This is a genomic window from Lysinibacillus sp. FSL W7-1291 (assembly GCF_038593415.1).
GTDB classification, from domain to species: Bacteria; Bacillota; Bacilli; order Bacillales_A; family Planococcaceae; genus Lysinibacillus; species Lysinibacillus fusiformis_D.
The window spans coordinates 1879233-1905196 of sequence record NZ_CP151994.1 but is presented as its reverse complement, the minus strand read 5'-3'; the positions used below and the strand labels follow the sequence as shown (position 1 = coordinate 1905196).

General features: G+C 39.8%; 27 protein-coding genes. 4 read left to right on the top strand and 23 right to left on the bottom strand.

Features of this window, described 5'->3' with window-relative positions; translation table 11 throughout:
* Positions 1-35: 35 nt before the first annotated feature.
* From NST76_RS09110 to NST76_RS09100, 3 genes are all read right to left on the bottom strand, one after another.
* On the bottom strand, positions 36-1484 hold the full coding sequence (locus NST76_RS09110; RefSeq protein WP_036117270.1) for a GGDEF domain-containing protein: 1449 nt from the start codon (positions 1482-1484) through the stop codon (positions 36-38).
* A gap of 222 nt (positions 1485-1706) precedes the next feature.
* Positions 1707-2897, bottom strand: coding sequence for a hypothetical protein (locus NST76_RS09105; RefSeq protein ID WP_342545043.1), 1191 nt, complete (start codon positions 2895-2897; stop codon positions 1707-1709).
* Entirely contained in the window at positions 2890-3396 is a 507-nt protein-coding gene (locus NST76_RS09100) for a sigma-70 family RNA polymerase sigma factor (protein ID WP_342545042.1), read from the bottom strand. The genes NST76_RS09105 and NST76_RS09100 overlap by 8 nt, the downstream gene beginning before the upstream one ends.
* 124 nt (positions 3397-3520) lie before the next feature.
* Between NST76_RS09100 and NST76_RS09095 the strand changes: the two genes are divergently transcribed.
* Both NST76_RS09095 and NST76_RS09090 read left to right on the top strand, forming a co-directional pair.
* Positions 3521-3949 (top strand): MerR family transcriptional regulator, encoded by a 429-nt coding sequence (locus NST76_RS09095; protein WP_089932420.1) that lies wholly within the window; start codon positions 3521-3523, stop codon positions 3947-3949.
* The gene (locus tag NST76_RS09090) at positions 3946-4302 is read left to right on the top strand and encodes a DUF4260 domain-containing protein (protein ID WP_230593744.1); all 357 of its coding nucleotides are present in this window, start codon (positions 3946-3948) and stop codon (positions 4300-4302) included. Before NST76_RS09095 ends, NST76_RS09090 begins: the two co-directional genes overlap by 4 nt.
* A gap of 409 nt (positions 4303-4711) precedes the next feature.
* Here NST76_RS09090 and NST76_RS09085 read toward each other — a convergent pair whose 3' ends face one another.
* From NST76_RS09085 to NST76_RS09055, 7 genes are all read right to left on the bottom strand, one after another.
* Complete coding sequence (locus NST76_RS09085; protein ID WP_036117260.1) at positions 4712-4933, bottom strand: hypothetical protein; 222 nt, start codon at positions 4931-4933, stop codon at positions 4712-4714.
* A 9-nt stretch (positions 4934-4942) separates the two neighbouring features.
* A complete protein-coding gene (locus tag NST76_RS09080) occupies positions 4943-6013 on the bottom strand; it encodes an outer membrane lipoprotein-sorting protein (RefSeq protein WP_340810910.1) in 1071 nt (356 codons plus the stop codon).
* Positions 5958-7460 (bottom strand): HAMP domain-containing sensor histidine kinase, encoded by a 1503-nt coding sequence (locus tag NST76_RS09075; RefSeq protein WP_330494081.1) that lies wholly within the window; start codon positions 7458-7460, stop codon positions 5958-5960. Before NST76_RS09075 ends, NST76_RS09080 begins: the two co-directional genes overlap by 56 nt.
* Positions 7457-8155 (bottom strand): response regulator transcription factor, encoded by a 699-nt coding sequence (locus tag NST76_RS09070; RefSeq protein ID WP_036117256.1) that lies wholly within the window; start codon positions 8153-8155, stop codon positions 7457-7459. Before NST76_RS09070 ends, NST76_RS09075 begins: the two co-directional genes overlap by 4 nt.
* Before the next feature lie 76 nt (positions 8156-8231).
* Positions 8232-8687, bottom strand: coding sequence for a hypothetical protein (locus NST76_RS09065; protein WP_342545041.1), 456 nt, complete (start codon positions 8685-8687; stop codon positions 8232-8234).
* A 115-nt stretch (positions 8688-8802) separates the two neighbouring features.
* Positions 8803-9819, bottom strand: coding sequence for an inorganic phosphate transporter (locus NST76_RS09060; RefSeq protein WP_058843727.1), 1017 nt, complete (start codon positions 9817-9819; stop codon positions 8803-8805).
* A 15-nt stretch (positions 9820-9834) separates the two neighbouring features.
* Positions 9835-10455 carry a DUF47 family protein gene (locus NST76_RS09055; protein WP_004229078.1) on the bottom strand — a complete coding sequence of 207 codons (621 nt, stop codon included), beginning with the start codon at positions 10453-10455 and terminating at the stop codon, positions 9835-9837.
* Positions 10456-10983: 528 nt separating this feature from the next.
* Between NST76_RS09055 and nhaC the strand changes: the two genes are divergently transcribed.
* Positions 10984-12366: a Na+/H+ antiporter NhaC gene (gene nhaC / locus NST76_RS09050; RefSeq protein ID WP_058843728.1), complete on the top strand. Its 1383-nt coding sequence runs from the start codon at positions 10984-10986 to the stop codon at positions 12364-12366.
* Positions 12367-12416: 50 nt separating this feature from the next.
* On the opposite strand, the gene NST76_RS09045 is transcribed toward nhaC, so the two are convergent.
* On the bottom strand, positions 12417-12857 hold the full coding sequence (locus NST76_RS09045; RefSeq protein ID WP_342545039.1) for a PH domain-containing protein: 441 nt from the start codon (positions 12855-12857) through the stop codon (positions 12417-12419).
* Positions 12858-13115: 258 nt separating this feature from the next.
* Positions 13116-13850, bottom strand: coding sequence for a sulfite exporter TauE/SafE family protein (locus NST76_RS09040; RefSeq protein WP_036117214.1), 735 nt, complete (start codon positions 13848-13850; stop codon positions 13116-13118).
* Between the two features lie 230 nt (positions 13851-14080).
* On the opposite strand from NST76_RS09040, the gene NST76_RS09035 reads away from it, so the two are divergent.
* Positions 14081-14848 carry a sporulation protein gene (locus tag NST76_RS09035; protein ID WP_036117212.1) on the top strand — a complete coding sequence of 256 codons (768 nt, stop codon included), beginning with the start codon at positions 14081-14083 and terminating at the stop codon, positions 14846-14848.
* 302 nt (positions 14849-15150) lie between these two features.
* Here NST76_RS09035 and ptsP read toward each other — a convergent pair whose 3' ends face one another.
* From ptsP to NST76_RS08980, 11 genes are all read right to left on the bottom strand, one after another.
* Positions 15151-16863 (bottom strand): phosphoenolpyruvate--protein phosphotransferase, encoded by a 1713-nt coding sequence (gene ptsP, locus NST76_RS09030; protein WP_342545038.1) that lies wholly within the window; start codon positions 16861-16863, stop codon positions 15151-15153.
* Positions 16860-17126 carry an HPr family phosphocarrier protein gene (locus NST76_RS09025; RefSeq protein ID WP_036117208.1) on the bottom strand — a complete coding sequence of 89 codons (267 nt, stop codon included), beginning with the start codon at positions 17124-17126 and terminating at the stop codon, positions 16860-16862. Before NST76_RS09025 ends, ptsP begins: the two co-directional genes overlap by 4 nt.
* Positions 17126-17827 (bottom strand): glucosamine-6-phosphate deaminase, encoded by a 702-nt coding sequence (locus NST76_RS09020; RefSeq protein ID WP_089932438.1) that lies wholly within the window; start codon positions 17825-17827, stop codon positions 17126-17128. The genes NST76_RS09025 and NST76_RS09020 overlap by 1 nt, the downstream gene beginning before the upstream one ends.
* Before the next feature lie 24 nt (positions 17828-17851).
* Entirely contained in the window at positions 17852-18562 is a 711-nt protein-coding gene (locus NST76_RS09015) for an SIS domain-containing protein (protein WP_342545036.1), read from the bottom strand.
* Between the two features lie 72 nt (positions 18563-18634).
* Entirely contained in the window at positions 18635-19786 is a 1152-nt protein-coding gene (nagA, locus tag NST76_RS09010; protein ID WP_342545035.1) for an N-acetylglucosamine-6-phosphate deacetylase, read from the bottom strand.
* Positions 19787-19886: 100 nt separating this feature from the next.
* Complete coding sequence (nagE, locus tag NST76_RS09005) at positions 19887-21833, bottom strand: N-acetylglucosamine-specific PTS transporter subunit IIBC (protein ID WP_342545033.1); 1947 nt, start codon at positions 21831-21833, stop codon at positions 19887-19889.
* Between the two features lie 177 nt (positions 21834-22010).
* Positions 22011-22952: an ABC transporter permease gene (locus NST76_RS09000; protein ID WP_342545031.1), complete on the bottom strand. Its 942-nt coding sequence runs from the start codon at positions 22950-22952 to the stop codon at positions 22011-22013.
* Positions 22930-23850 carry an ABC transporter ATP-binding protein gene (locus NST76_RS08995; RefSeq protein ID WP_342535542.1) on the bottom strand — a complete coding sequence of 307 codons (921 nt, stop codon included), beginning with the start codon at positions 23848-23850 and terminating at the stop codon, positions 22930-22932. The genes NST76_RS09000 and NST76_RS08995 overlap by 23 nt, the downstream gene beginning before the upstream one ends.
* Before the next feature lie 193 nt (positions 23851-24043).
* Positions 24044-24736 carry an ABC transporter ATP-binding protein gene (locus tag NST76_RS08990; RefSeq protein ID WP_036117197.1) on the bottom strand — a complete coding sequence of 231 codons (693 nt, stop codon included), beginning with the start codon at positions 24734-24736 and terminating at the stop codon, positions 24044-24046.
* A 10-nt stretch (positions 24737-24746) separates the two neighbouring features.
* Entirely contained in the window at positions 24747-25103 is a 357-nt protein-coding gene (locus NST76_RS08985; RefSeq protein WP_036117195.1) for a GntR family transcriptional regulator, read from the bottom strand.
* Positions 25100-25885 carry a hypothetical protein gene (locus tag NST76_RS08980; RefSeq protein WP_244504810.1) on the bottom strand — a complete coding sequence of 262 codons (786 nt, stop codon included), beginning with the start codon at positions 25883-25885 and terminating at the stop codon, positions 25100-25102. Before NST76_RS08980 ends, NST76_RS08985 begins: the two co-directional genes overlap by 4 nt.
* Positions 25886-25964: the final 79 nt, after the last annotated feature.

The window sequence follows — 25964 nt, the reverse complement described above, 5'->3', positions numbered from 1 at the left end:
GAGGCACTTCCTATGCAGATATGCCTCTCCCTCGTTTATATACCATTTCCCACATCGGAATAATGATTATAGTGCGTAATTTGGTTGCGACCATTGCGCTTGGACTTATAGAGCGCTTCATCTGCATGTTGGATTAGTTCTTCCACTTTTACAATGCTGCCTCGCTGATTGGTACTTACTCCAATGCTAAATTCCAAATGAACCTTTTCATTATTCACTACCAGAGACAATGCCGTTAATGCGTGATAAAGATTATCAGCCAATATTTGCACCGATTCCCCTTCCTTAACCTGACTTAGCACAATAAATTCATCCCCACCAAAACGAGCAACAATGGACTCAAACGGTTCAAAATAGTCCTTTAATGCTTTGGCTGTACTCGTCAACGCATCATCGCCAATTAAATGTCCATTCATATCATTGATTTCTTTAAAATGGTCTAAATCCACCATCATTAAAGCTAGTTGCTGATTACTTTCGGCCGCTTTTTCAACCATCTTTTTCGCCTGTTCATCAAAATAGCGTCGATTGTAGATATTTGTCAGCGGATCCATATAGGCATTTTTTTCAAATTGCTTCTTATGATCGTTATATTCCATTTCAAACAATACATGTGAATAGTTTTCACGTTGAATTTCTAATAAAATATTTATAAATTCTTTTTGTATAGCACATAACACAATTTTATTGCCCTGTGCCTCAATTAATTTCACTAAAGAATTATAAATGATTTGCAGCAAGGACAGGTCATTGTTTTGCAGGGCATAATGTTTCGTCTTTTGATATAAATCAATGGCTTCACTGATACGCCCTTGTTTTTCACATAGGAAGGCGTACGCATTGAATACCTCTAGTTGTACTTTCGAATAAGGCGGATCTTGAATCGTTGCCAGCAATTCTAGTAAGAGTTCGTTCGCTTCATCAAATTCTTCCAGCCAGATAAGTGCAACAGCTAGGTTCGTTTTAGGATACATAACCCCTGTATAGGGCTCTTTATGCTTCACTTCAAATGCATTCGAATAGTAAAGACTTTTTAGGGCAAATTCCTTGGCTGTGCGATAGTTGCCCATCGAAATTTCTAAATCACTTAGGTTATTGTAAATTTTCCCCATACTCTCCACATGATGAATCGTTTCAGCTATTTTTAAGCCCTTCAGCATTAACTCTTCTGATTTCTTTAAATGACCAAATGTTCCCCAATAAATAGCGGCTAAATTGTAGTATTGAATTAAATCGATATCATTGCCATGTTGAAAGGTTAGCTCACGATATTGTTCAAGGACACTGATGGAAAGCTGTAGATCACCCGTTTGAAAATAACTAGCACAACTATAGCGCAATAGCAGGATAGCCTTATCATACATTCCAAGCTCAATGGCACTCTCGATTGCGGCACTACTTATTTCTATATATTCTAAAAAGCGATCAGCATTATATAATTCATTGAGCGTAATCCATAATTCTTCAAATTCTTGTGTGTTCATACCGCTCCCCCTTATTTTCACCCTTACTTCTTTAATACTACCTTTGCACACAAAATATTACAATTCTTTGGACTCATTTAATTTCCCATCATTAAGCAATTATTCCTAACAACAAATATCTCTATGTATTTTATCCTAGATGTAATGAAAAGTTATTTTAACATGGTACTTTCACTATAATTTTCTCCTCAACAAAAAACAAGCCTCTTTCAAAGAGACTTGCTAAGATTCCTGTAAACCTATTAGCGCTTTTAACTGCATTGCTCTTTTAGCATTCAGCTGGATTTCTCCACTCCCTACCTTTTGAAGATAAAGAGATCCACCATAGCCCTTCCACATTTCGATACGCACGCCATCAACCTGAAAAGAATACTCGGGAGGTCTTGCTATCTTATTGGCTGGCTGCCATGGGACATCCTGCAAAAACTGAGCGACTTCTTGTTCATTTTCCAGCTCAAGCACCTTTGTAATGGTTGGCTCTAGTTTTTCCAATTTAGTTAATAAACCATATTTTCTTATGACTCCGTTTTCCTCAATGCTCCCTGTTCCCATTGAAGTGAAAGTAATATAATCCCCCTGCTTGACAGGAAATTCATCCAGCACAGGATACCAATCGGCTTGTTCATATTTTTCCGCAAGCTGTCCCTCCGTCATATGATTAAGATCCTCAGGAATCACTCCTTCTATAAATAAGAAAACATTCGATTCGACCTTCGCAACTGTGCCGACCATTGAAGAGCCATGTGCACTGGTACGTATTTCGATGTTATGCTCCTTTTGAAAGGTTCTTGCCTGCTCAGCAAAATGCGCTTGGAAATACCGTTTGGCATCAATATTGGCTACCTCTTGATAAGCATAAAAGGTTGGATATTTTTCTTGATATATCGTATACAGCTTCGTCCTAGCTGTATACATTGGCAGGAGGGGTTCAAGGTATGTTTTCGCATATTGTTTCGGCTCTAGTCCGAGAAAAAGAGCTTCAGATTCAGGCGATTGCTGTAGCATTTCCAATTGCTCAACCTGTTTCTTTCTTTCTGCCTCTAACTCTTCCTTAGAATAGGTAACCCCTAATGATTTCGCAAAATAGTAGGAGGCAACAAGTTTTTCATATGAAAAATACGCCTCCTCTTTATAATATGCCTGCTCTTGCCCTGACCGTATCATATGGCTAATACGCTCAAAGTGCTCCAGTTGCCTTTCATGGAATAGGGCGGTCGTCTGCTTTGTTTCATTCGTTAAAAGCTGCATCATTATAAAACCCACAACACAAAGAGTGAGCACAACCGTTAATAGCGTGAATCGTACAGATTTTTTTCTGTTAGTCGGCTGTTGTAACACATGTTTTTTGACTCTTTCTTTGCTCACTGTCACATCCCCTGCTACATTGACTAATTCCTTCTGTATATCATTCATGCCCTAGCACCTCCCATTCCTCCTGCTTTAGATGGGGCTTTAATGCTTCTCTTGCCCGTTTCAGCCTTGTTTTCACCGTATTTTCTGCAATTCCTAGTAGCTGCGCAATATCACGAATCTTCATTTCTTCAAAATAATAAAGAATGACGGGCTCACGATAGGCTAAGGACAATTTTAAAATGGCTGTTCCAATCTGAGATCGTTCCTCTGCTGCAACGAGCTCATCCCGCTGTTTATGCCCCTGTAGCGGAAATAGTTTTTCTTGGAATAGTAATTTCCTATAATGCCAGCTTTTTAAATAATCTTTGCTTTGATTAATCGTTAACGTGGATAAATAAGCACGTAGCTGCCCTCGCTCCTCATAGCCACGCTGAGAAAATTTAATAAAGACCTCTTGTACAATATCCTCGGCTGTTTGCCGGTTTTTCACGTAAAAATAGGCGAGACGTAATAAATGTTCTGCATGTTCATCAATTATTTCTTCAAGTATGCCGTCCACCTCCCCTTCTTACACTATAAACGACTGCCACTAAATAACCGTTTCATTTTTTTAACTATTGTCAAAAAAGAACCTTGACCTTGGAGCATACTCCAATGTTAGGATTAATTTAGGAGGTGCTCGTATGAAAATTAAACAATTCGCCGAAAAATTTCACTTCACAACTGATACAGTCCGTTACTACGAAAAAGAGGGTCTTTTACATCCCCGAAAACAGGACAATGGCTATCGTGTGTATGATGCCGCATGTGAGCAGACAATGAAATTCATCATCGTCTTACGTCAACTCGGCTTTACCTTACAAGAAATTAAACATTTACTGACATTGGAACAAAAACCTATCTCCACAGCTTGTAATGAAGAAACCGTACAGCTATTTTCAGTCAAAATAGCACAAATCGAGCAACAACTACGTTTTTATCAGCACGCACTGCAATCATTACAATTGACTAAAACATTAATGGCTGACGGACAATATGAAAAAAATCAAGAAAAAATTGCCTCTCTCATAGAGGGGATGTATCAAAATTTATTGGAAGGTCGTGGCTTATGATGAAATTACGTAAAATCATCTCTTTAGAATATGTGATTGCCTTGATTATCACCGTCTTTTTCTATGGGCACTTGGATTTTTCATGGCTGTATTTTATGGTGTTTTTATTACTCCCTGACATCACTATGATCGGCTATCTCCTCAATCCGAAAATAGGCGCTGTTTTCTATAATATTGGGCATAGCTTTGTATTGCCTGCCCTCCTTCTAGTAATAGGCTTTATGATGTCTAGCTCTATATTTCTGATGGTTGCTTTAATTTGGCTCGCACATATTTTCTTAGATCGCGCACTTGGCTACGGTTTAAAATATGAGGAAGCCTTTCAGAAAACACATTTACAGCAAATTACGTAAGTATTACAAAAAAACAACCACTCTACATGGTTCGGTGACCGTATAGAGTGGTTGTTTTTAAACTAATAGATCATCTATTTATAAATCATAAACCTGCTACATTTACTATGTACGGATCACTTTATCCCCTCATGATGAAGATAAGAAAGTTGTAAATAAACGGTAATATCAAAGCAAGCGCTAAGCACAGCACCGCTGCCCATTTTGTGTTCTTGATGCCCCTGTCATCACCTATCTTTAGATGATGAAAATAAGTTAATGTAAAATAAAAGCATACAACCATCAACAGGGGTGAGGTCAATTGTTGGAGTACGCCAACTATAAATGTAGACATCGTCAAAAACCTCCTTTTTTAAATTAAACCATAAAAAGGCAGGATCATCCATCTGTGATCCTACCACTGTTCTATTTAGATGAAACGTTTTAAGATGGATTCATAAAGCCCTACCATAAATAGGCCAATCACGATGGGAATCAGGGATGTAAAACTAAAATAAAAACCTGCATCATCATACTGACCTAAAAAGTGAAATTGTAGCCAAGATACTCCATAGGTTTCCCCTACTCCATATAAGAAAATAGTGGTAAATAAAAACAATGCAAGACATTTCAGCCCTTCTGCTCTTTTCATAGCATCACCTCATTGAACAAGTGTCATTTGTTGCACATAGCTTAAAAGATCCTCAAGCGTTAACGCTGGATTTTCCCCAACGATATTGTATTGATAGCCATTTTCCTGCCAAGAAATGGAACGGAAATTTTCATCATCCATAACAGTTCCTTTTTGCCCTCGAATAACCATCTCTTTTTCATTTAATATTGGCTCAATTTCTGCCAAACTCGGATCTGCCTTGAAAATAGTAACAAAAAATGCTGGCTGCCCATCTAATCCATAGTCAAACGAATATTCAGGTCGATCTTCTAATCCTTTAGCCATGGAAATCTTGTCTAGCGTAAGATCATTTTCTTGTGGGACTACTAAAAAAGCTCCTAGTTTTTCTTTGGCACTTTCTAACGAAACAGATTCTGAAGTATCCTCCCCACTAATTTCTTCAATCGTTACATCCTTAGGTAGATCTAGTGTAAATTGTTGGTCATCTATTTTTTTACCCTCCTCCATCTTTGTAAATTCCGTGATCATTTGATTTCCTGCATTATCTGTCTTCGTTTTTAATGTCAGCCATGTTTTCTTGTCAATCCATACTTCGATATCCCCAAATAACGATTCGCTTTTTTTCGTTTTGGCTACAATTTTATACGTGTCTCTACCAGCTACCTTTTCCTCACCTGCGATCTTAATCTCATGTGTATCCTTGATTAACTTAAAAATAAGCTGTACTTGATCTCTAGGTGATTGAAGCCCATCTAGTCCGCCTTGTGGAAAGGCCATTTTATAGGCTGTATTTTCAGCAACATCATAGCTTATCACTTGTGAATCAGTCATGACTGAGATGACGTGTTCACCATTGTCACCTGTCATCTCCATACGTCTATTGCCATCCTTGACCCACTCTTTCACTTGGGCTTTGCCACCAAGCTCCCCCATATCTAACGTGTATTCGCCATAATAAGTTAGTGGTTCTTTGGATTCTTGTAGTGCTTGCTCAATAATTTCCTGTGGTGAATACGATGCCTCCGTATTACAGCCCACTAAGCTAAATGTCATCACAGCAATTAAGCCCGCTGTTCGGCATGTTTTTTTCCATTTCATTTTTAATTGCTCCTTTAAAAGGTGGTAGCCAGCATACTACAGCTGTTCCGATATTCTCCTGCGAAAACAGCTCTACTGTACCACCATGTTTTTCGATAATTTGTTTTGTAATATTTAAACCTAGACCTGTCCCTCGTTCTCCAGCCTTCGTTCTTGCACGATCTGCTTGATACATGGGCTCGAATAATTTTGTGATGTCCTCCTGCAAAATACCTTGACCACTATTTTGTACAATGATATATACACCTTCTTGCTTGTTCAAAGTTGACTTCAGGAAATCAAAACTCCATACTGGATAACTCCCAGCATTGACGGCCGCTAAGCCAATAGATGTACCGATGTCACCATAGCGCCAAGCATTGCTCATTAAATTATCAATCACACGCTGTAATTGTTTCGGGTGAACCGCATATAGCCCATCTACATCGCAGAAAACGTTTAAAGTAAATCCTTGTTCCTCACATAATGGTTCATAGTCAGACAATGCCATCTCAAAAAATTCTGCAGCATCAACAGCAACCAGCTCTAATTCATAATTCGTTGATTGGAGCAATGTATACATGAGTAAATCCTCTAGCATATGCTTCATCCGATCAGCCTTCGTTACGATGACCTGCTGATATTCCTCTTGTTGCTGTTCTGTAAGCCCCCTGCTTTGTAAAGATTCTGCATAGGCTTGAATGGCAGTCAGGGGCGTTTTTAAATCATGGGAAATACTTGCAATCATCAACTCTTTTTGTAGCTGCTCCTCTTTTAAGGAAGCTCTTGTCTTCTCAATTTCATTCTGCATGGCCACAAATGATTGAGCTAATTCTCCAATTTCATCTTTTCTTGCGCTAAGATTTGTTTCCACATGACCACCTTTTGCAAAAATGCGCATTTGCTGCATCAGCTCTTTTAATGGTCGATTTAGTCTACGGTTAAGCACGAACAGGACAGCTAAATAGATGACAAGGAATAGTAGAATGGAACCTGTTATAACAAGCCATGAACGATTTTCAACACCCTTTACCCAATCTGCCCTAACTAATTGAATTTCATAGACACCCAATAAATCGCCCTGTTGATAGACAGGCTCCTTATAGGTAAAGGCGTTGTATGTTTGTTGTAAATCAAATAATCCTTTAAACATGCGCTCTTTTCCAACATAGCCTGATAACAAAGGATTGGAGGAATATAAAATAAAGCCAGATTTTGTATAAAGGGTAATTCCTAGCTGCTCATTTGTCAGCTCTTCTAACTCTTGTAAATCCGCGTTTTTTTGATAGAGCGCTGGATTGTCAATGGTTGCTTTTATTTGGTTCAGCTCAGTCCACTTATCAAAGTATTCCGCAACATTTTTATCTTGATAATAAGCATTTATCCATACATAAAGGCTGTATGCCCCTGCAATCGGTAACACCATGACAAGAAAAAAAGTAAGGAGTAACCATGTTTTAATTTTCATAATGGTTCACCTATAAAACGGTATCCCTTGCCCCATACAGTTTGAATAAAATGGGGGCTTTTCACAGAATCATTGAGCTTTTCACGCAATGCCTTGATATGTACTGTGACCGTATGTGTGTCCTCTATACTCGCCTGCTGCCAAATATGCTGATACAGTTCCTCCTTTGTGAAGGTTTGATTCGGATTTTTAGCAAGTAGCCTGAAAAGAGCAAATTCTTTTTGGGTTAACGCTAGCTCTTGCTGATTAACACTCACTATCGCTCGTTGCCAATCAATCATTAATCCAAAGGCATAGGCAGTCCGATCTTCTACTTCCTCTAGCTTGTTATAACGTTTCCAGCGCCTAAGATGGGAAGCCACACGTGCCTTCAACTCCTCTAAACTAAACGGTTTTGCAATATAATCATCTGCCCCCTGCAAGCCCTCCACCTTATCCGCTTCTTCCTTACGAGCACTCATCATGATGATCGGCACATCACTTTCCCAGCGTATATTCTGACAAACCGCAAGCCCATCCATCTCTGGCAGCATCCAATCAACCAACACTAAATCGAAGGAATCCGCCTGAAAATCTGCTAACCCTTCAAGGCCCGTAGTCGCCCACGCCACACCGTACCCCTCCTGCTCTAGCGTCTCTTTGACAATCCGACCAATAGCGACATCATCCTCAATCAGTAGTAACTTTTCCTTCATTCGTTCTCCTCCTGTTTCCACCTTACTATGGAAAAAGTGATTTTCTCCGAAGTTTATACTTTCTTTATAATTAACCTTAGAGGGAATCCGCTCCTCGCACAAGTAGGAATGTTCCCAGCATTCTACTAGGTGTAACCTTTACTTTGCGCGTTGTATCCACCGCTATGTTCAGGCTATCCTCTACTTTGAGCGTTCTATCCTCCGCTTTTCTCGTTTTATCCTCCACTTTGCTCTTGCTATCCACTTCCTCTCCTCTATCCTGCTTTCTTCTTTCGCTATCCTCCACTTTAAGCGTTCTATCCTCCGCTTTTCTCGTTCTATCCTCCACTTTGCTCTTCCTATCCACTTCCTCTTCTCTATCCTGCTTTCTTCTCTCGCTATCCTCCACTTTAAGCGTTCTTTCCACTACTTTCCTCGTTCTATCCTCCACTTTACTCTTCCTATCCACCTCCTCTCCTCTATCCTGCTTTCTTCTCTCGCTATCCCCCACTTTAAACGTTGTATCCACCGCTTTTCTCGTTCTATCCTCCACTTTGCTCTTCCTATCCTCTTCCTCTCCTTTATCCTGTTTCTTGCTCTCGCTATCCTTCACTTATCTACGCAAATAAAAAAAGAATGCACAATTGCTGTGCATTCCTCTTATCGTACTAGAAAAATAAACTTAAAAAATAGTAAATCAAGGCTGCCATAACGGCTGAGATTGGCATTGTGATGACCCAAGTTGTGACGATTTTGCGTGCCATGCCCCATTTAACGCCTTTGACGCGGTGCGCTGTTCCTACACCCATGATGGATGAAGAAATAACATGTGTTGTAGATACTGGTAAGTGGATCAACGTCGCACCAAAGATGATAGAAGCAGAAGCTAAATCTGCCGCTACTCCATTTACTGGGCGGATTTTCATAATCTTACCACCAACTGTTTTGATGATTTTATAGCCACCTACCGATGTACCAAGACCCATCGCTGTTGCTGCTGCAAAACGTACCCAGAATGGGATATCGTCCCCATGGTGTAGGCCGCCCGCGATTAGAGCTAGTGTAATAATCCCCATCGCTTTTTGAGCATCATTTGTTCCGTGTGTAAAAGACTGTAAGGCAGCTGTCCCAATTTGCATGGTACGGAAGCCTTTATTTGTGCGATATAAATTCATATCTTTGAAGATAATCTTCAATATTGTCATCATTAGGAAACCAGCTGCGAATGCTAGCAATGGTGAAAAAATAAGTGCTTGAAGAATTTTAATAAACCCAGCATAGTTCAAAATATCAAATCCTGCAGCGGCAATGGCTGCGCCTGCAACAGAACCAATTAATGTATGAGAAGAACTGGATGGAATCCCAAAGTACCATGTTAACAAGTTCCATGTGATGGCAGATAATAAAGCTGCTAAAATCACTACAGAACCTGTAATATCGCCGTCATAGGCATTTAAAGTAAACGGGTCCACAATATCCTTTGTTAATGCTTTCGCTACCCCAACGAAGGTAATGGCTCCGACGAAGTTCATTACCGCTGCCATGTAAACCGCAGTACGTGGCTTTAAGGCACGGGTTGATACAGAAGTGGCAATGGCATTTGCTGTATCATGGAAGCCGTTAATAAAATCGAACACAAGTGCGAAAATAACGACTAGTATGGTGATTAATAATATCGTATCCATTTCGTACACTCCATCTTACGCATTACGCATAATTATTGTTTCAATTGTATTAGCTACTGTTTGACAGCTATCGGCAATATCTTCAAATTGCTCATAAATATCCTTGAAAACAATCAGACGCATTGGATCTTTTTCTTGGATAAATAACTGTTTCATGGAAGAACGGAAAATTTCATCACATTCACGTTCATTATCTTTAATTTGAATAGCATGTTTACGCATTTCTACAAGCTTTTTACTATTTAACAGTTCCATGGCTTGTACCATTTCATCTGTGCTTTTTGCAATATATGTGAGGAATTGGCGCATTGGCTCAGTCACTTCCGTTAAGTTGTACATATTGAAGTGAGCAATACAGCCCTCCATTCCGTCAATCACATCATCTAGCTTATTCGCTAATGCTAAAATATCCTCACGCTCGATAGGCGTCATAAAAGATTTATTTAGCATCACAATAAGTTCATGAATTAGTTTATCGCCACTTGTTTCATATTGCTTCATTGTATCGGCAATTTCTTTTAACGCATCTATATCTTGAATGCGGGCATTATGTGCATAATAAATACCTTCATTCACGTTTTTTGCGATTTTTAATAATGACTGAAAAAATGGATCTTGCTTATTTGAGTTGAACATCCTGTTCCTCCTGTGAAATAAATATTGTCGATTTCTGAATCATCATAACAAAACATTTACACAATTCAACAAAATTTTAAACATGCAGATGTTGATTTTACAAAAATGTAATATAAATTTTGCCACATTTATTTTTAAGCTGTTTTTCAAGTTGCAAACGTTGGAAATCAAATATTAAAAATCACCGTTTTTTCTTTAAATATAACCGTTTTTTCTGTTATTTTTATAAAAATACTTGAAATAAACTTTTTTTCGCTTATTTGTTTATGATGTGAAATGTTAAGGAATTGTAAACGAAATTTACATGAAAATGCTGGAATTTCATTGTTATTTTTTGTATTTTATCGTACGCGCAAACGTATTCCTTCTTGTTATGCTCGTCCTTAGAGTTGCTTATACAATAAATGCATGAAAACATGTGGGCCTTCTGTTTTCAGTCAATTGACAAAAAATATTAGCGTGCTATAATACTTTTGGGCTTCACCGCATTGAAGCGCAGAAGTATTTATTCGTATTAGGAGGATTCACATGTTTCGAATAGAAGCAAAGAGTAACCCTCGATTTATAGAGGCATTCTTTATTATACTGTTAATTATTATCACAATGGCTTATAGTATTGGCTATTTAAAAGCAGCACCCCACATCCCGATTTTTTTAGTGATTGCCATTTTGCTGGCTTATGGGTTATGGAAGAAAGTATCTTTTCGTGACCTGGAAGGCGGTATGATTGCTGGTGCTAGTGCTGGACTTGGTGCCGTTTTTATTTTCTTCTTCATTGGTATTTTAATTTCGAGCTGGATTATGGGTGGAACGATCCCAACGCTCATCTACTATGGTTTTTTAACCGTTTCACCGAACTTTTTCTTTGCGATTGTTTTCCTTATATGTAGCGTCGTCGGCATCTCTGTTGGGAGCTCGTTAACAACGGTGGCAACAGTTGGTGTGGCATTTATGGGCATTGCTGGTGCGATGGACATTTCATTAACGATCACGGCTGGAGCGATTGTTTCTGGTGCCTTCTTTGGTGATAAAATGTCTCCTTTATCGGATACAACCAATCTTGCTTCAGGTACGGTTGGGGTAGATCTTTTTGAGCATATTAAAAATATGGGCTGGACCACTATTCCTGCTTTCATCATTTCCTTTGTGCTGTACGCTATTTTATCGCCATCTGGTGCTTCAACATCGTTTGAGACCGTGGAGCTATTTAAAGAAGGACTACTGTCGACAGGATTGATTCATTGGTATACATTATTGCCAATTGTTGTCCTTGTAATCATGACCTTTTATAAAGCACCTGCTGTCATTACTTTGGCAGTCGTATCCATTATCGGTGTAGGTCTTTCCTATATGCTTGACCCGTTACCAGCTGCAGATGTTTTCAAAATTCTCTTTGATGGCTATGTCTCTCAAACTGGTAATGAGGAAGTAGATGCCTTGCTAACGCGTGGTGGCATGAATAGTATGCTCTTTACAATCGCGCTTGTCTTACTTGCTTTAACAATGGGTGGATTATTATTTACACTCGGCATTATTCAAAGTATTTTAGGGAAAGTTGAAAGCTTATTTAAAAGTGCTGGCTCCGTTATAACAGGTGCTGCGATTACGGGCATTGGTGTCAATACATTAATCGGTGAGCAGTATTTATCCATTCTGTTAACTGGTGAAGCCTTTAAAGCGCAATTTGCCAAGGTAGGTCTTGCGCCGAAAAACCTTTCTCGTGTCATGGAGGATGCTGGTACGGTCGTCAATCCGCTAGTCCCTTGGAGTGTTTGTGGTATTTTCATCACAAGTGTCCTCGGTATCTCCACACTGGATTATCTACCCTTCACCTTCTTCTGCTTACTAGGTCCCATTCTAACGATTATTTTTGGTTGGAGCGGCAAAACGTTAACAAAGCTTGATCAATAACAAAAGGTAGCTGATCAACACATCAGCTACCTTTTTTAACTTATCTAGCATTACTTGAAATGTTGGGCTTGTGGAATCTGTACATGGGGACATCGCTTTGTTAGCTCACTAAGAAATGCCCATTTATCCTGTGGCAACATCTTTACACTCCCTTGAGCTGGCGTTTGATAGAAAAGTTCTAATCCCTTATCAGCTGTAGAAATCTGATAACCCGTAAATTCGGCAGTTGTAGGAGCAATCTTTGCGATGCCTTGGTACGGGATTTTACTTTTAAATGGACCACTTTTCACTAATAGATATTCTTCATCAAAAACAAACTGAATAGATGTGGCGTACCACCAGACGACGCTTGCTGAAAGAATAAAACACACAGACATAATCATGACCATTAAAGATGTTGCGAAGAGCCACAGTGCCATAGCCGCCATGAGCCAGACCATTAAGAAGCTCAATATAACCGGAACCTTGTTTACTTTTGCAGGATATACCATAACCATTCATCTCCCTTTCACTCAACCATCGTATTAGTAATTACCATGAAGAGACTAATCGGTATATTGCCAGCATCTGCATACGCAAAGATGATGACGTGATATGGTGAAAAACTAAATTTCGTTGCCAAATTGGGTATATGTTTAATCGAAAATCTAGCTCTGCAAAAATCGAGTATATTGTAAGATGTCACTTTGGCACAGACGATTTACCTTATTGTTTCCAAGCAAAAACACTCGGCTATGTTCTCTTTATCCTTATAATCCCCAATATGTAATCGTGTCTATCATGCCGACTAATAGTAATAATAAACCAGCAATCATTTGCATACTTCTCCCCATCTTCATGCTTGTCCGTACAATAAGACGTTTGGCATTAAAAACATATAGCAAGAGGAGCATGATTATAAGCGGTACAGCCGTTGCCACGCCAAAAATACTTGGTAGGATGAAGCCATAGGAAGTGCTTGCTACAACGGGCATGAGCCACACAAAGAACAAGACAAACATGGTCGGACAAAAGGCAATCGAAAAACTAGCACCCATCAAAAAGGCACCCAATTTCCCTTCTTTTACTATAGGTGGTAATTTCGATGACAAGCGTTGCAGAAAGGTGAATTTTACTAAACCGATTAGCACGAATCCTGTTAATAGCAGCATTGGTCCGATTGCCTGACGAAAGATTGGAAAATATAGCGTCATCTTCGTTTCAAACGATTGACCCAACAGCCAAGCTAGCAGTCCAAGCCCACTAAAAACAACCACTTTGCCCATCATAAAAAACATAATCTCCTGCAAAATACTGCTCCTATGAAGCGTTCGACTGCCATAAAACGTAATGGCACTCATATTCCCTGTTATTTGACATGGAGCAAGTGCACCTATCAAGCCAAGCAGAACGGCCATCATCCATGCAGAATGCTCATAGCCATGTAATAATTGCGTAATTGGCTCACTAATAAACTGACTAATGGTGGACATCACACTATACATTTCAACACCCTCTATCTTTCATCATTAGGAAGACCTACATTCATTTAGTATAAAAGCTAAATATGAATAATCGGTGCAGAAACCATTACTTACCTTAGTATTCTTACAAAAACAACACGCATTTAAAAATTTCATTTTCCAACTAGTATAGCGAAAAATTTGCCAGTCTTGAAACCTTTTTTCAACACGAGCGTATGTATAGCTAACCATGTCAGTAGGAGGAATGAAAGATGTCTTTTTTTCATAAAGCATTAGCAAGTTTTGGAATAGGTGCAGCAACAGTGGATACAAGATTGGCAAAGGATACTTATCGCGCTGGAGAGGTTATGCAGGGGGAAATCATCGTGCGTGGCGGTCAAATTGACCAACAAGTTGATGCTATTTATCTGTCAGTTAATACGACCTATATTCGCGAGTCCAATGATCATAAACATACAGAGGTTGCTGCTCTACAAAAAGTCAAAGTAACAGAGCCTTTCACACTGGCGGCTGGTGAAGAAAAGGCCTTTCCTATTTCGATAACACTGCCATTTGAAACACCGATTAGTGCTGGTAAAACACAGGTTTGGATTCAAACGGGCCTCGATATTAAAAATGCTGTCGATCCAAGTGATAAGGATTATATTCGTGTGGAGCCAACAACGCTTGCAGGGCATATATTGGATACAATTCAAGGCCTAGGTTTCCGTTTACGGGAAGCTGAATGCGAACAAGCCCCTTCCCGCTTCCGTGGCTACTATCCATTTGTACAGGAATTTGAATTTGTACCAACTGGACAATATAGAGGGCATTTAGATGAGCTGGAAATCGTTTTCCTCTCCCAGTCTAATCATTCAGCGGAAATTTTAATGCAAATTGATCGCAAGGTAAGAGGCATTGGTAGCTTTTTTGCAGAGGCATTAGATATGGATGAACGCTATGTCAGAACAACGATTACGATGCATGACTTACCGACACTGCAAGCTAAGCTTCAGCAAATCATTTCAAAACATGCATAATTCACTAAAAAAGAAGTTGAAGCTTATCTTCAGCTACTTTTTATTTAAATTCTATTTAGAATAGAAATATTGTGAAAGGTAAAAAACTACTTATTTTATTGATGTTATGTCTAATCCTTTCTCGATTATTTTGGTAGCATGGTTGATTAGAGTGCAATATAACTTCTACGTGCTCACTGGAAAGGACGCTGGTGGAACGGAAATCGACCCCTAGCCTTGCTATAATGGTTTTTAATGTTATTTTTTAACAACATAAACCCATCTACCATAATTGTGTATAGGTAGATGGGTTTTGGTCTATCTTATTTCACAGCCTGCTTTACTTTTTCCAACACTTCCTCGGCTGTTGCTAATTGGAGGGCTTGTGCTGCTAAAGCTTGCATTTCTGTGGCAGATAATTGTTTCAGCAAGGAGCGTGTTTTTAAAATAGATGTAGCACTCATGGAGAATTCATCTAAGCCTAATCCTAGCAATAGTGGAACAGCAAACTCATCGCCTGCCATTTCACCACACATCCCTACCCATTTTTGTTCTTTATGGGCAGCTTCGATAACCATTTGAATTAAGCGTAAAATGGCTGGGTTATACGGTTGATATAAATAAGAAACCTTTTCATTCATACGATCCGCAGCCATTGTATATTGAATTAAATCATTGGTACCAATGGAGAAGAAATCCACTTCTTTCGCAAAGATGTCTGCCATTACTGCTGTGGCTGGAATTTCAACCATCATTCCGATTTCCATGTCTGAGCTTACAGCAATACATGCCGCTACAAGCTTCTCTTTTTCTTCCAGCAAAATGGCTTTTGCTTCCCGAAATTCTTGGATGGTCGCAATCATTGGGAACATAATTTTTAAGTTACCATATACAGAAGCCCGTAATAAAGCGCGTAATTGTGTACGGAATAGCTCTTGTTGCTCTAAGCATAGACGAATAGCACGATGACCAAGAAATGGGTTCATTTCTTCTTGCAATGGCAAATATGGTAAGTGTTTGTCACCACCGATATCCAGTGTTCGAATAACTACTGGCTTACCCTTCATTCCTTCAATGACTGTTTTGTATGCGGTGAATTGTTCGTCCTCTGATGGCAAGTTTTCTCGACCCATATATAAAAACTCTGTACGATACAGGCCAATTCCTTCAGCACCATGACGCAGCACACCGTCCAAATCACTTGGTGATCCAATATTCGCAGCTAGTTCAACATGTACGCCATCCTTGGACACAGTTTGTTCGTTTACTAATGTAGACCACTCCGCCTGCTGTGTACGATAATGTTGTGCCTTTTCTTGATAATTAGCAATGACATCTGCTGTTGGATTTACAAGCACTTGACCAGATAAACCATCGACGATTAACCAATCGCCATCTTGAATCGTTGTCGTTGCCGTCCCTGCCCCTACGACTGCTGGAATTTCTAACGAGCGTGCCATGATGGCTGAATGGGATGTACGACCACCGATATCCGTAATAAAACCAAGGACATAATTACGGTCTAATTGGGCTGTCTCTGAAGGGGTCAAATCATTCGCAACAATAATCACCTGTTCGTTAATACTGCTTGGATTTGGAATATGTACATCGAGCAAATGTGCTAATATGCGGTTTGTCACATCTTTAATATCGGATGCACGCTCACTCATGTATTCGTTGTCCATACCTTCAAATAATGCCACAAACATAGACGATACTTCATGTAAGGCATACTCTGCGTTAACCGCCTCATCTGCAATTTTTTGATTGATCGGCCCAATTAATTCTGGATCATTCACCACTAATAAATGCGCCTCAAAAATCGCAGCATCTTCAGCACTAAATTTTTTCAATGTTTGCTGTTGAATGACCACCAGCTCTTGCTCTGCTTTGGCAAGAGCGGCTGCTAAACGTTGTTGCTCAGCCTCGATATCTTGAACCGTTGTTTTCGTGAATGTTAAATCTGGTTGGACAAAACGATATGCTTTGGCAATGGCAATGCCGTCTGAAGCGGCAATACCAGTGAGTTGTGTCATTGTGCAAGCCCCATTTCTGTTATGAGTGTCGTTAAAGCTGTTAATGCTTGCTCTTCATCTTCCCCATCTACAACAAGTGTAAATTGTGAGCCTTGCTTCAAGGCTAATCCCATCACACCTAAAATGGATTTTAAATTAGCTGCTTTTTCTTCTGTACGCACTTCAATTGATGAAGTAAATGGTGTTGCTTTTGCCACAAGTTGGCTTGCTGGACGTGCATGAATTCCTAAAGGATCGACTACTGTAAATTGTTGTGTTTTCATTATATATTCTCCTCTTCTTGTAAGTCTGTCAAAATGATAACGTTTGGGTGTTTGGACAACACACTTGCTGGAACATCTTCTGTATAATCAGATGCCAGCATGCGCTCTAAAACCTCACGCTTAGTTTCTCCCACTGCGATTAACAAAATGCACTTTGCACGCATAATTGATTGAATCCCCATCGTGAATGCCTGTGTCGGCACCTCATCAATGGATGAAAAGAAACGAGCATTGGCTTGACGAGTAGATTCTTCCAATGTGACAAGATGCGTCAAGGAAGCAAATGACGTGCCTGGTTCATTAAAGCCGATATGACCATTTTGACCAATCCCAAGCAATTGGAAGTCTAAGGGATACTGTTGCAGTAAGGCTTCATAGCGAGCTACCTCCACTAAAGGATCTGCTGCTAGACCATTTGGCAAATAGGATGCTCGAAATGGTTTTTGCTGAAATAAATGTTTGTTCATATAATAGGCATAGCTTTGCTCGTGAGTTGCCTCAAGCCCCACATATTCATCTAAATTAAAGCTAATGCAATGTGAAAAATCGAGATCTGTTTTGCAGATTTTAGCATATAACGGTTCCATTGTTCCACCAGTAGCCAATCCAAAAGTTGTCGCCCCATTATTTTTAGCTTCAACGATTGTTGTCACGGCTTGTGCATATAAATCATCAATTGAGGAAAATCTTTTTAATCTCACCGTTCATCCTCCTTCATTCGTGCCTTAAAAATGAATACGCTGACCATATTGATCAATGAGCGCATCGTTATTATTTTTACCTAGATTATTGCTACCAAACACTGGTATATTTGCACCCTGTTCATGCATTAGCTCAATAATTTGTGCGAATAAAGCATTTAATAATGTCGCACCTAAGACGGTGGACACAGGTGCATATTGCAACTGATTAACAGTTAACACACCATCCCCTAATGGAACATGCGTATTCAATACTTCATCGACCACATGCTCTAAACGCTTACCTGATGGATGTCGTGATGGCTGTTGCTGATACTCCAGTGATTGCAGGGATATGGTGAAAGCACCCGCTTCCTTAGCGTAGATAGCCATATCAATTGGCGCTGGATTATTGGCAGATGTCGAAATGATGATACAAACATCGTGGTCATCAAACTGTAGCTGATCCTTGTATGAGGCTAAAAATGCCTGTTTTTTTTCATTTTGCGAGGATTGCCGTGCACCCTGATGCAGCATTAACGATTCAATGTGTATCGGTTTAACAGGCACTAAGCCACCCGCTCTGTAATAACATTCCTGTGCTAATAACATGGAATGACCAGAGCCGAACAGCTGGATAATGCCTCCCTTTGTGAGACGTTCAACACTTTGCTGGGCAACATGTCTAATTTGTTCACTTTCCTGCTGTGCCACCATTGTTAAATATCGATTGACTTGTTGAAAATAGGTATTCATGTTCTATCACCTTTTCATTTCGATCGTTCCATGCTAGATGTTTGCATGCCTTCTGACGTTAACGGTCATCGCCTATTGCATGGCATCATATAAGACCTTGCCTGCCTTAATTGTTTGATGAAGCTTTAAATGTTCATCCATAATCACAGCATCTGCATCATAGCCTTGCACAAGCTGCCCTTTATTGTTTAATTTTAATTGCTGAGCAGCATTGAAGCTTGACATTTTCACAAGCTCCTCCATTGTACATTTCGTAATATGACGCATATTTCGTATAGCTTGATCCATTTTTAAAATACTACCCGCTAAAGCACCGTTTGATAAATGAGCGCCCGCTTCAGTCACATGAACCATTTGGCCGCCTAAATCATACGCTCCATATGGCATACCCTTTGCGCGCATCGCATCAGTAATTAATATAAGACCGTCTGCTCCCTTTAACCGATAGGCCATTTCCACTGCCCCTTCATGCATATGAATAAAATCAACAATGAGCTCAGCCTTGATGGCATCTAGCAACAAGACGCCACCAACGACACCTGGGTCACGATGATGGAATGGACGCATTTGATTGTATAAATGTGTCCCCTGTGAAGCACCTAATTGAACCGCTTCTTGCATTTGCTCAAATGTTGCATCTGAATGACCAATCGATACGATGACACCGCTTGCAGAAATGCTTTGCACTGCTGCCATGCCATTCGTTTCCTCTGGTGCTAGCGTAATTTGCTTAATTTTATGGCCACTTAATTCCTGCCATTTTGTCCATATAGCCATATCAAGCGGGACAATATAGTCAAGAGGTTGTGCTCCCGCCCGCTCTTTTGAAACAAATGGTCCTTCAATATGAAGCCCCAATATTTCCGCCTCATCTGACTGTGGCTGGAACTGTGCCACATTGGCAATGGCCCGCTCAATTTTGTCATAGCTTTGTGTCATAGTTGTTGCTAAAAAGCTTGTCGTACCTTCTTTGAGTAACGATTGTGCCATTATATGAAGTCCCTCATCTGAGGCATCCATTGTATCCATTTGAGCGGACCCATGAATATGCATATCAATAAATCCAGGCAATAAAAATTTCCCTGAACCATCTAGCTGTTCCACATGATTGACATTGAGCTGTGTAGCAATTTGTGCAATTTTGCCATCCTTCATCCACACATCCACTTGCTCATCTCGACCATTTGCGTTGACCACTGTGATGTTCCGAATTATTAAACTCAAGAAAAACATCTCCTCTTCTTGAACAAGGGCTGTTGAAAAGGTGTCCATTTGCAATTTCCTATTGCCTATGTGTAGCTTTTGCAAACAGCCCTATTTGTTGTTACTTTTTCATTGCAATAATATTGGTAGAGCCCGCTCGTTGATAGCCAGATTTTCCGAGTGTAATCTCTTGACCCATTAAACTTGTGAAAACAACTGGTGTGATCACAGAAGGTACTTGGTCTTTAATCTGATTGATATCAGCCTTTAAAAGCATATCTCCACGCTGAATTTTTTGACCATCCGTGACGAACAGGTCAAAGCCTTTACCATCAAGTTTGACTGTATCTAAACCAACATGAATTAATACTTCCAGACCTGCATCTGATTTCAAGCCAATCGCATGCTTCGTTGGGAAAATCATCACCACTTCCCCATCAAACGGTGCATAAACTGTGCCATCCATTGGACGAATACCAAACCCAGGACCCATCAACCCTGCCGAAAATGCCTCATCTGGCACTTCTGATAATGGCAATAAATCACCTGTCATGGGCATTTCAAAATCATGGAAGTTCGTTGTTTCATTTTTGACTGCTTCTTGCACTACAGGCTGTGCTGTTGGCACTTGTGTATTTGTAGGTGCTGGATTGCCTTTTTTCAAACGATCTTTGATAGCCTCTGCTAAAAACTCAACAGATGTACCAATAATCACTTGAACATTCGTTTTACTAATGCGCATTACCCCTCGTGCACCTGTTTGCTTCAATGTTTTTTCATCTACAACATTGGCATCCTGTACAGACAGTCGTAAGCGAGTTGTACAGTAATCCACTTGCTGAATGTTCTCTTTTCCACCTAATGCTTCAATTGTATAGTAGGCACGTAAATCAACATCGTCAGAAATGGCAGCATTTGCTTCTCCATCCTCTTCCTCGTCGTCTTCACGTCCAGGTGTTTTTAAGTCTAATTTTTTGATTAAGAAATAGAATACAACAAAGTAAATCGCACCAAAGCCTAAGCCTAAAGGCAGTAAGAGCAATGGTTTATCTGCTAGACCTAAGTTTAATAAATAGTCAATTAAACCTGCCGAGAATCCAAAGCCATCACGGAATCCAACGATATAGGCCACAGCGAGTGCTATACCTGTTAGTACAGCATGAATACCATATAGAACTGGTGATAAGAACATAAATGAAAACTCAATCGGTTCTGTAACACCTGTTAAAAAAGCTGTCAAAGCGATGGAAAAGAACATCCCACCAACAACAGGACGTTTTTCTTTTTTCGCTGCAAAGTACATCGCCAAACATGCTGCTGGTAAACCAAACATCATGATTGGGAAGAAACCAGCTTGGAAATGTCCAGCTGATGGGTCTCCCGCTAAGAAACGGTGGATGTCCCCTTTCACCACTTCGCCCGCAGCATTCGTAAATTCACCAAAATCAAACCAAATGACCGTGTTAATGACATGGTGTAAACCAACTGGAATTAATAGACGGTTGAAGAAACCATACATTCCAACACCAAGTGATCCTGCGCCAATCATCCAATTGCCGACAGAATCAATACCACCTTGAATTGGTGCCCACACAATCGCTAAAATACTAGCTAAAATCGCCATGGTAATGGACGTAATAATCGGTACAAAGCGCCGTCCGCCAAAGAATGATAACCATTCTGGAAATTTCACATTATAATATTTGTTATATAATAAGCCTGCCGTAATACCGGCAATAATACCACCAAACACACCCATATTTAATTCTTCATTAACAGTTCCTAAAACGGCCACTAATACAAGATGAGCAATTGCACCTGCAAGTGCTGCGCCCCCACTGCTATCATGTGCAAATCCCATCGCAATCCCAATCGCAAAAATGATTGGTAAATTGCCAAGTATAGCATTGCCCGAAGCGGCCATAATACTAGCAATGTACTGGATTGCTTCATTCGGTACGGCTCCAAGCATATCCCCTGAACCTAAACGCAATAGTAATGCTGCTGCTGGTAATGTAGCGATTGGAAACATGAGAGACTTACCGATTTTTTGTAAGAAAGCAAACATTATTTATCCCCCTTTGGTATAGTTGTCTAGACCACTTTAGTAAAAAAAAAGCGTTTTCACTAAGTTGCTATTATTATAGGCGCAATTCAAAAAAAAATAAATACTTTTTTAATATTTCGTGTTGCCCAATAAAAAAACCGCACCCTAATTCAATTAGGGCACAGTTCTTATTTTAGATTATGCAGTTATATCACGTTTCATAAAGGTTGTATAACTAATCACAAGGAACAAGAATGCATAAACAGCAAGCACAGTTAAAGAGAAAGGCATCGTAACATCCGCAATCATGGAGCCACCACCATGTTCATACTGTGTTAAATCTGAATGCGTGAGCCAAATGTATTTGACAATGTCGTATCTACTCAAGAACATAACAATCATGCCACCTGTAAAGGAGAGGAACATCGTTAAACCAATCGCTAATGAGCTTGAACGGAACACCGAACCTACTAAAAAGGCAAATAATGTAGACATAACAAAATCACCACTAGAAAGTAGATAATGATACGCTAAATCCCCCCATACAGCCTTTTCAACTACTTGACCATTGACGATTTCTAATTCGACACCTGTTCCCATACCAAACAAGATCAAGCCCACAAGAGCGCTTACCACCACATTCACAGCATATAAGAATAAACCAAATAGGAAGGTTGACAGTAGTTTGGACGTTAACACTTTCGCACGAGACATCGGACGTGTTAACAGCATTTTAATCGTACCCGTTGAAAATTCGCTCGACACAATACTAGCCGCTGTAATAACCGTAAATAACGTAACAAGTGTGAGCATACCACTTGTAAAGGACATAAAGCTCGCAAGACTATTATCCTTTTGACTAGGCGCATCATTGGCTAAACGATATTCAGAAATAGCGATTTGCTCTTCATAACGGGCCTTATCTTCCTCCATTAAATCATCACTTGCAAGCATCTCCTTGTTCGCTTGGATTGCTTGCTGCTCCAGCTCCTGCCAGGAGCCTTCATCTGTTGATTTTACTTCATAATATTTCATGATAGCACCAGGAACAAGAATAACAAGAATGAGCATCGCCACCATTGCCCAGGTTCCCTTTTTATGCCATAATTTCATCCACTCATTTTGAATTAGCTTCAGCAATTTGTCCGCCTCCAGTCATTTCTAAGAATTGATCCTCTAATGTTTTTTGATGTGGCTGTACAGCAAATAGTTGCATACCCGCTTGCACTAATTGAGTCGTCAATGCTGGAACATCCTCTTTCTTCATTTCCACTACATAGCCATCATTTTCAGCAACGAAATGGTAATCATGCTGTTCAAAATGAGCAGACAGCTGTTCTTTTGGCTGTGCCTCCACATAATAAAAGGATGAGCTTTCATTATGAATATCACGGAGGTCAATGAGTTGCCCATTTTGAATCACTGCCACGCGATCACACATTAACTCAATTTCAGATAATAAATGACTCGATACAAAAACGGATACGCCATCTTCCGAAGCAATCCTGCGCAGGTACATACGGAACTCACGAATACCAGCAGGGTCTAAGCCATTTGTTGGTTCATCTAAAATTAAAAACTTCGGTCGATGTAGCAGCGCCTGCGCTAATCCTAGTCGTTGGCGCATCCCTAGTGAATACGTAGAAACCTTTTCATGTATACGGTTTTCAAGACCCACCTGTTGAACGACCTCTTGAATTCGTTCTTTCGTCACATTTTTATGCATACGTGCAAAATGGAGTAAATTTTTATAGCCTGACATAAATTTATACATCTCTGGATTTTCGACAATTACGCCAACCTTACTAATGGCTTCCTCATAATGCTCTTGTAGGGAAAGTCCATCAATAATGACATTGCCCTCTGTTGGATGCATCAGCCCGGTCATCATTCGTATGGTTGTTGTTTTCCCCGCTCCATTCGGTCCTAAAAATCCTGTAATCTGCCCTGGATATAAATCAATGTTTAACTGTTGAATTAATTGCTTGCCTCGAATTGTTTTCGATAAATTTTGCAATTGTACAATTGGTTCTGTCATATTTTTTCACCCTTTCTTATCCATTTCGCCTTGGCATAATGGCGTCCAGATTTTGATGGTACTTCTTCCACGATCAAAATCTATGACATCTGCCAGCGACTATATCCTCAATCAGTGGATGCTATTGAAGCAACACTGCTAAAAATGCTTACTGACGATCCTTTCTTCACTTTGAGAGGTCGGTATCTTGTACTCAAAGACGATAAAATCCCTTCATCCACTCGACTGCGTCCTTATTCGCCACATCGCGTAAGGTTTCAACTTCTTCATAAGCCGTGATGGACCCCGCCTGCAATAAAATAATTTGATCTAAAATAGGTTCTACCTCATATAATTCATGTGTTGATAGCAAAATCGTTTGATTTTCGATATCTGTAAATTGAATTAAGCCCTTAATCAGCTGTTCTCTCACAATGGGATCAAGCCCAGCAAATGGCTCATCCATGACATAAAAAGGAACCTCTCGACCAAGCGTAGCAGCCATTTTCATCCGACCACGATTACCCTTTGATAATTGACGTAGCTTCGTATTTTTATCCACCTGTAAAAATTGTGCGACGATACAGGCCTTATCATAGGAAAAATCTTCAAATTGAGAGGCATAATACTGGAATAGCTGTTCGCCCGTATAATACTCAAAAAACAAATCAGTATCGGGTAAATAAGCAATTTGGTCCGCACTTCTACGTGTGACAGGCTTGCCATTCAGTGTGACTTTACCGGCAGAAGGTCGTAATAAACCCGCTAATACTTTCATTAGCGTAGATTTACCACTTCCATTTTCCCCTACAAGCCCAATGATTTGTCCAATCGGGAAGGAAAAGGATATATCCTGTAAAATCGGCTGTTTCTTATATTGAAAAGACACATTTGATAGCTCTAACATACCCTTCACCTCACGCTTTATTTTTCAAAACATCAAGCATTTCTTCCTTTGAAAAGCCTAATGCCTCAATCGATGTTAAAAAGTTTTCAGCTAGCTGATTTTTCATTTCTTCTCGTAATAATTCAATGCGTTCCTCATTGCTTGTAATAAATGTACCCTGACCTCGTTTGGTTTCCGTTATCTTCATCGCCTCTAACTCCTTATAGACACGTTGCACCGTATTGACATTCACACCTGTTTCAACTGCATATTCTCGAACGGACGGCAGTCGATCTCCCAGCCGTAACTTTCCCTTCAATATGTCCCCACAAATTCGATCGACAAGCTGGCTATAAATCGGTTTATCACGTGAAAAATCCATTGTCATCGTAATACCACCTTTTCAAGCCATTTGGATGCTGCTAAAAAGAGCAGTAGCATGAATAATGTCATTGCCACTTCTTCGACAACATAAAACGAGCCTAGCATCCATTCCATTGTCATCTCTTTCCCTTTTGGTAAGTACTGTTCGATATGGCGAAGCGAAACTTCTCCACGGAGGAAGATCGTTTGGTACAGCTCACTTTCCGTCATTCGCACCCAACCAGCTGTCGTTAAATAAAATGCAGCCATTGTCAGCACAATCGAAAAACGTCCTATTACGCGCTTCAACTGCAAATAAAAAGCTAAAAAGAATAAAAGAAGGATAAATAGCATTAATTGGAAAATCATTAACACAATAACAACTAATACCAAAGTCAATAAAATTTGTCCAGTACTTACAATCAGTTCATCTTTAATATTGTAGATGGCTATACTCGTAAAAAGTGTATTGAAGAGGACATAGCCTATTAACGAGCAAACCAACTTTGCACCGATAAGCTTCGTGATAGAGCTTGTTGAATGTAACCAGCTCTCCTTTGCTTTAATATCCAAACGCAACGTCGCTAAAAATTGTAAGACAGAATAAAATCCGCCTAGAGCAAGGACGAGCATCGTAAAGGCAAATGCTAGTTGATTCTCATGCGCAAAGAGATCAACATATTGATGTAATACATAGGGAACGATCCAAGATAACATGAGACCAATAAATATCCCCACTAGAAACCATGATCGGTAAAGTACCCATTCTTTTTTTAAAAGCCCTGCAAAACTTTTCAACCTCAACACCTCATGTCATAGTGTACTAGTCAAATAGTACACTATGACTTTTTAATTTTCAAGTGGCAAATACAAGAAAAAGGAAAAA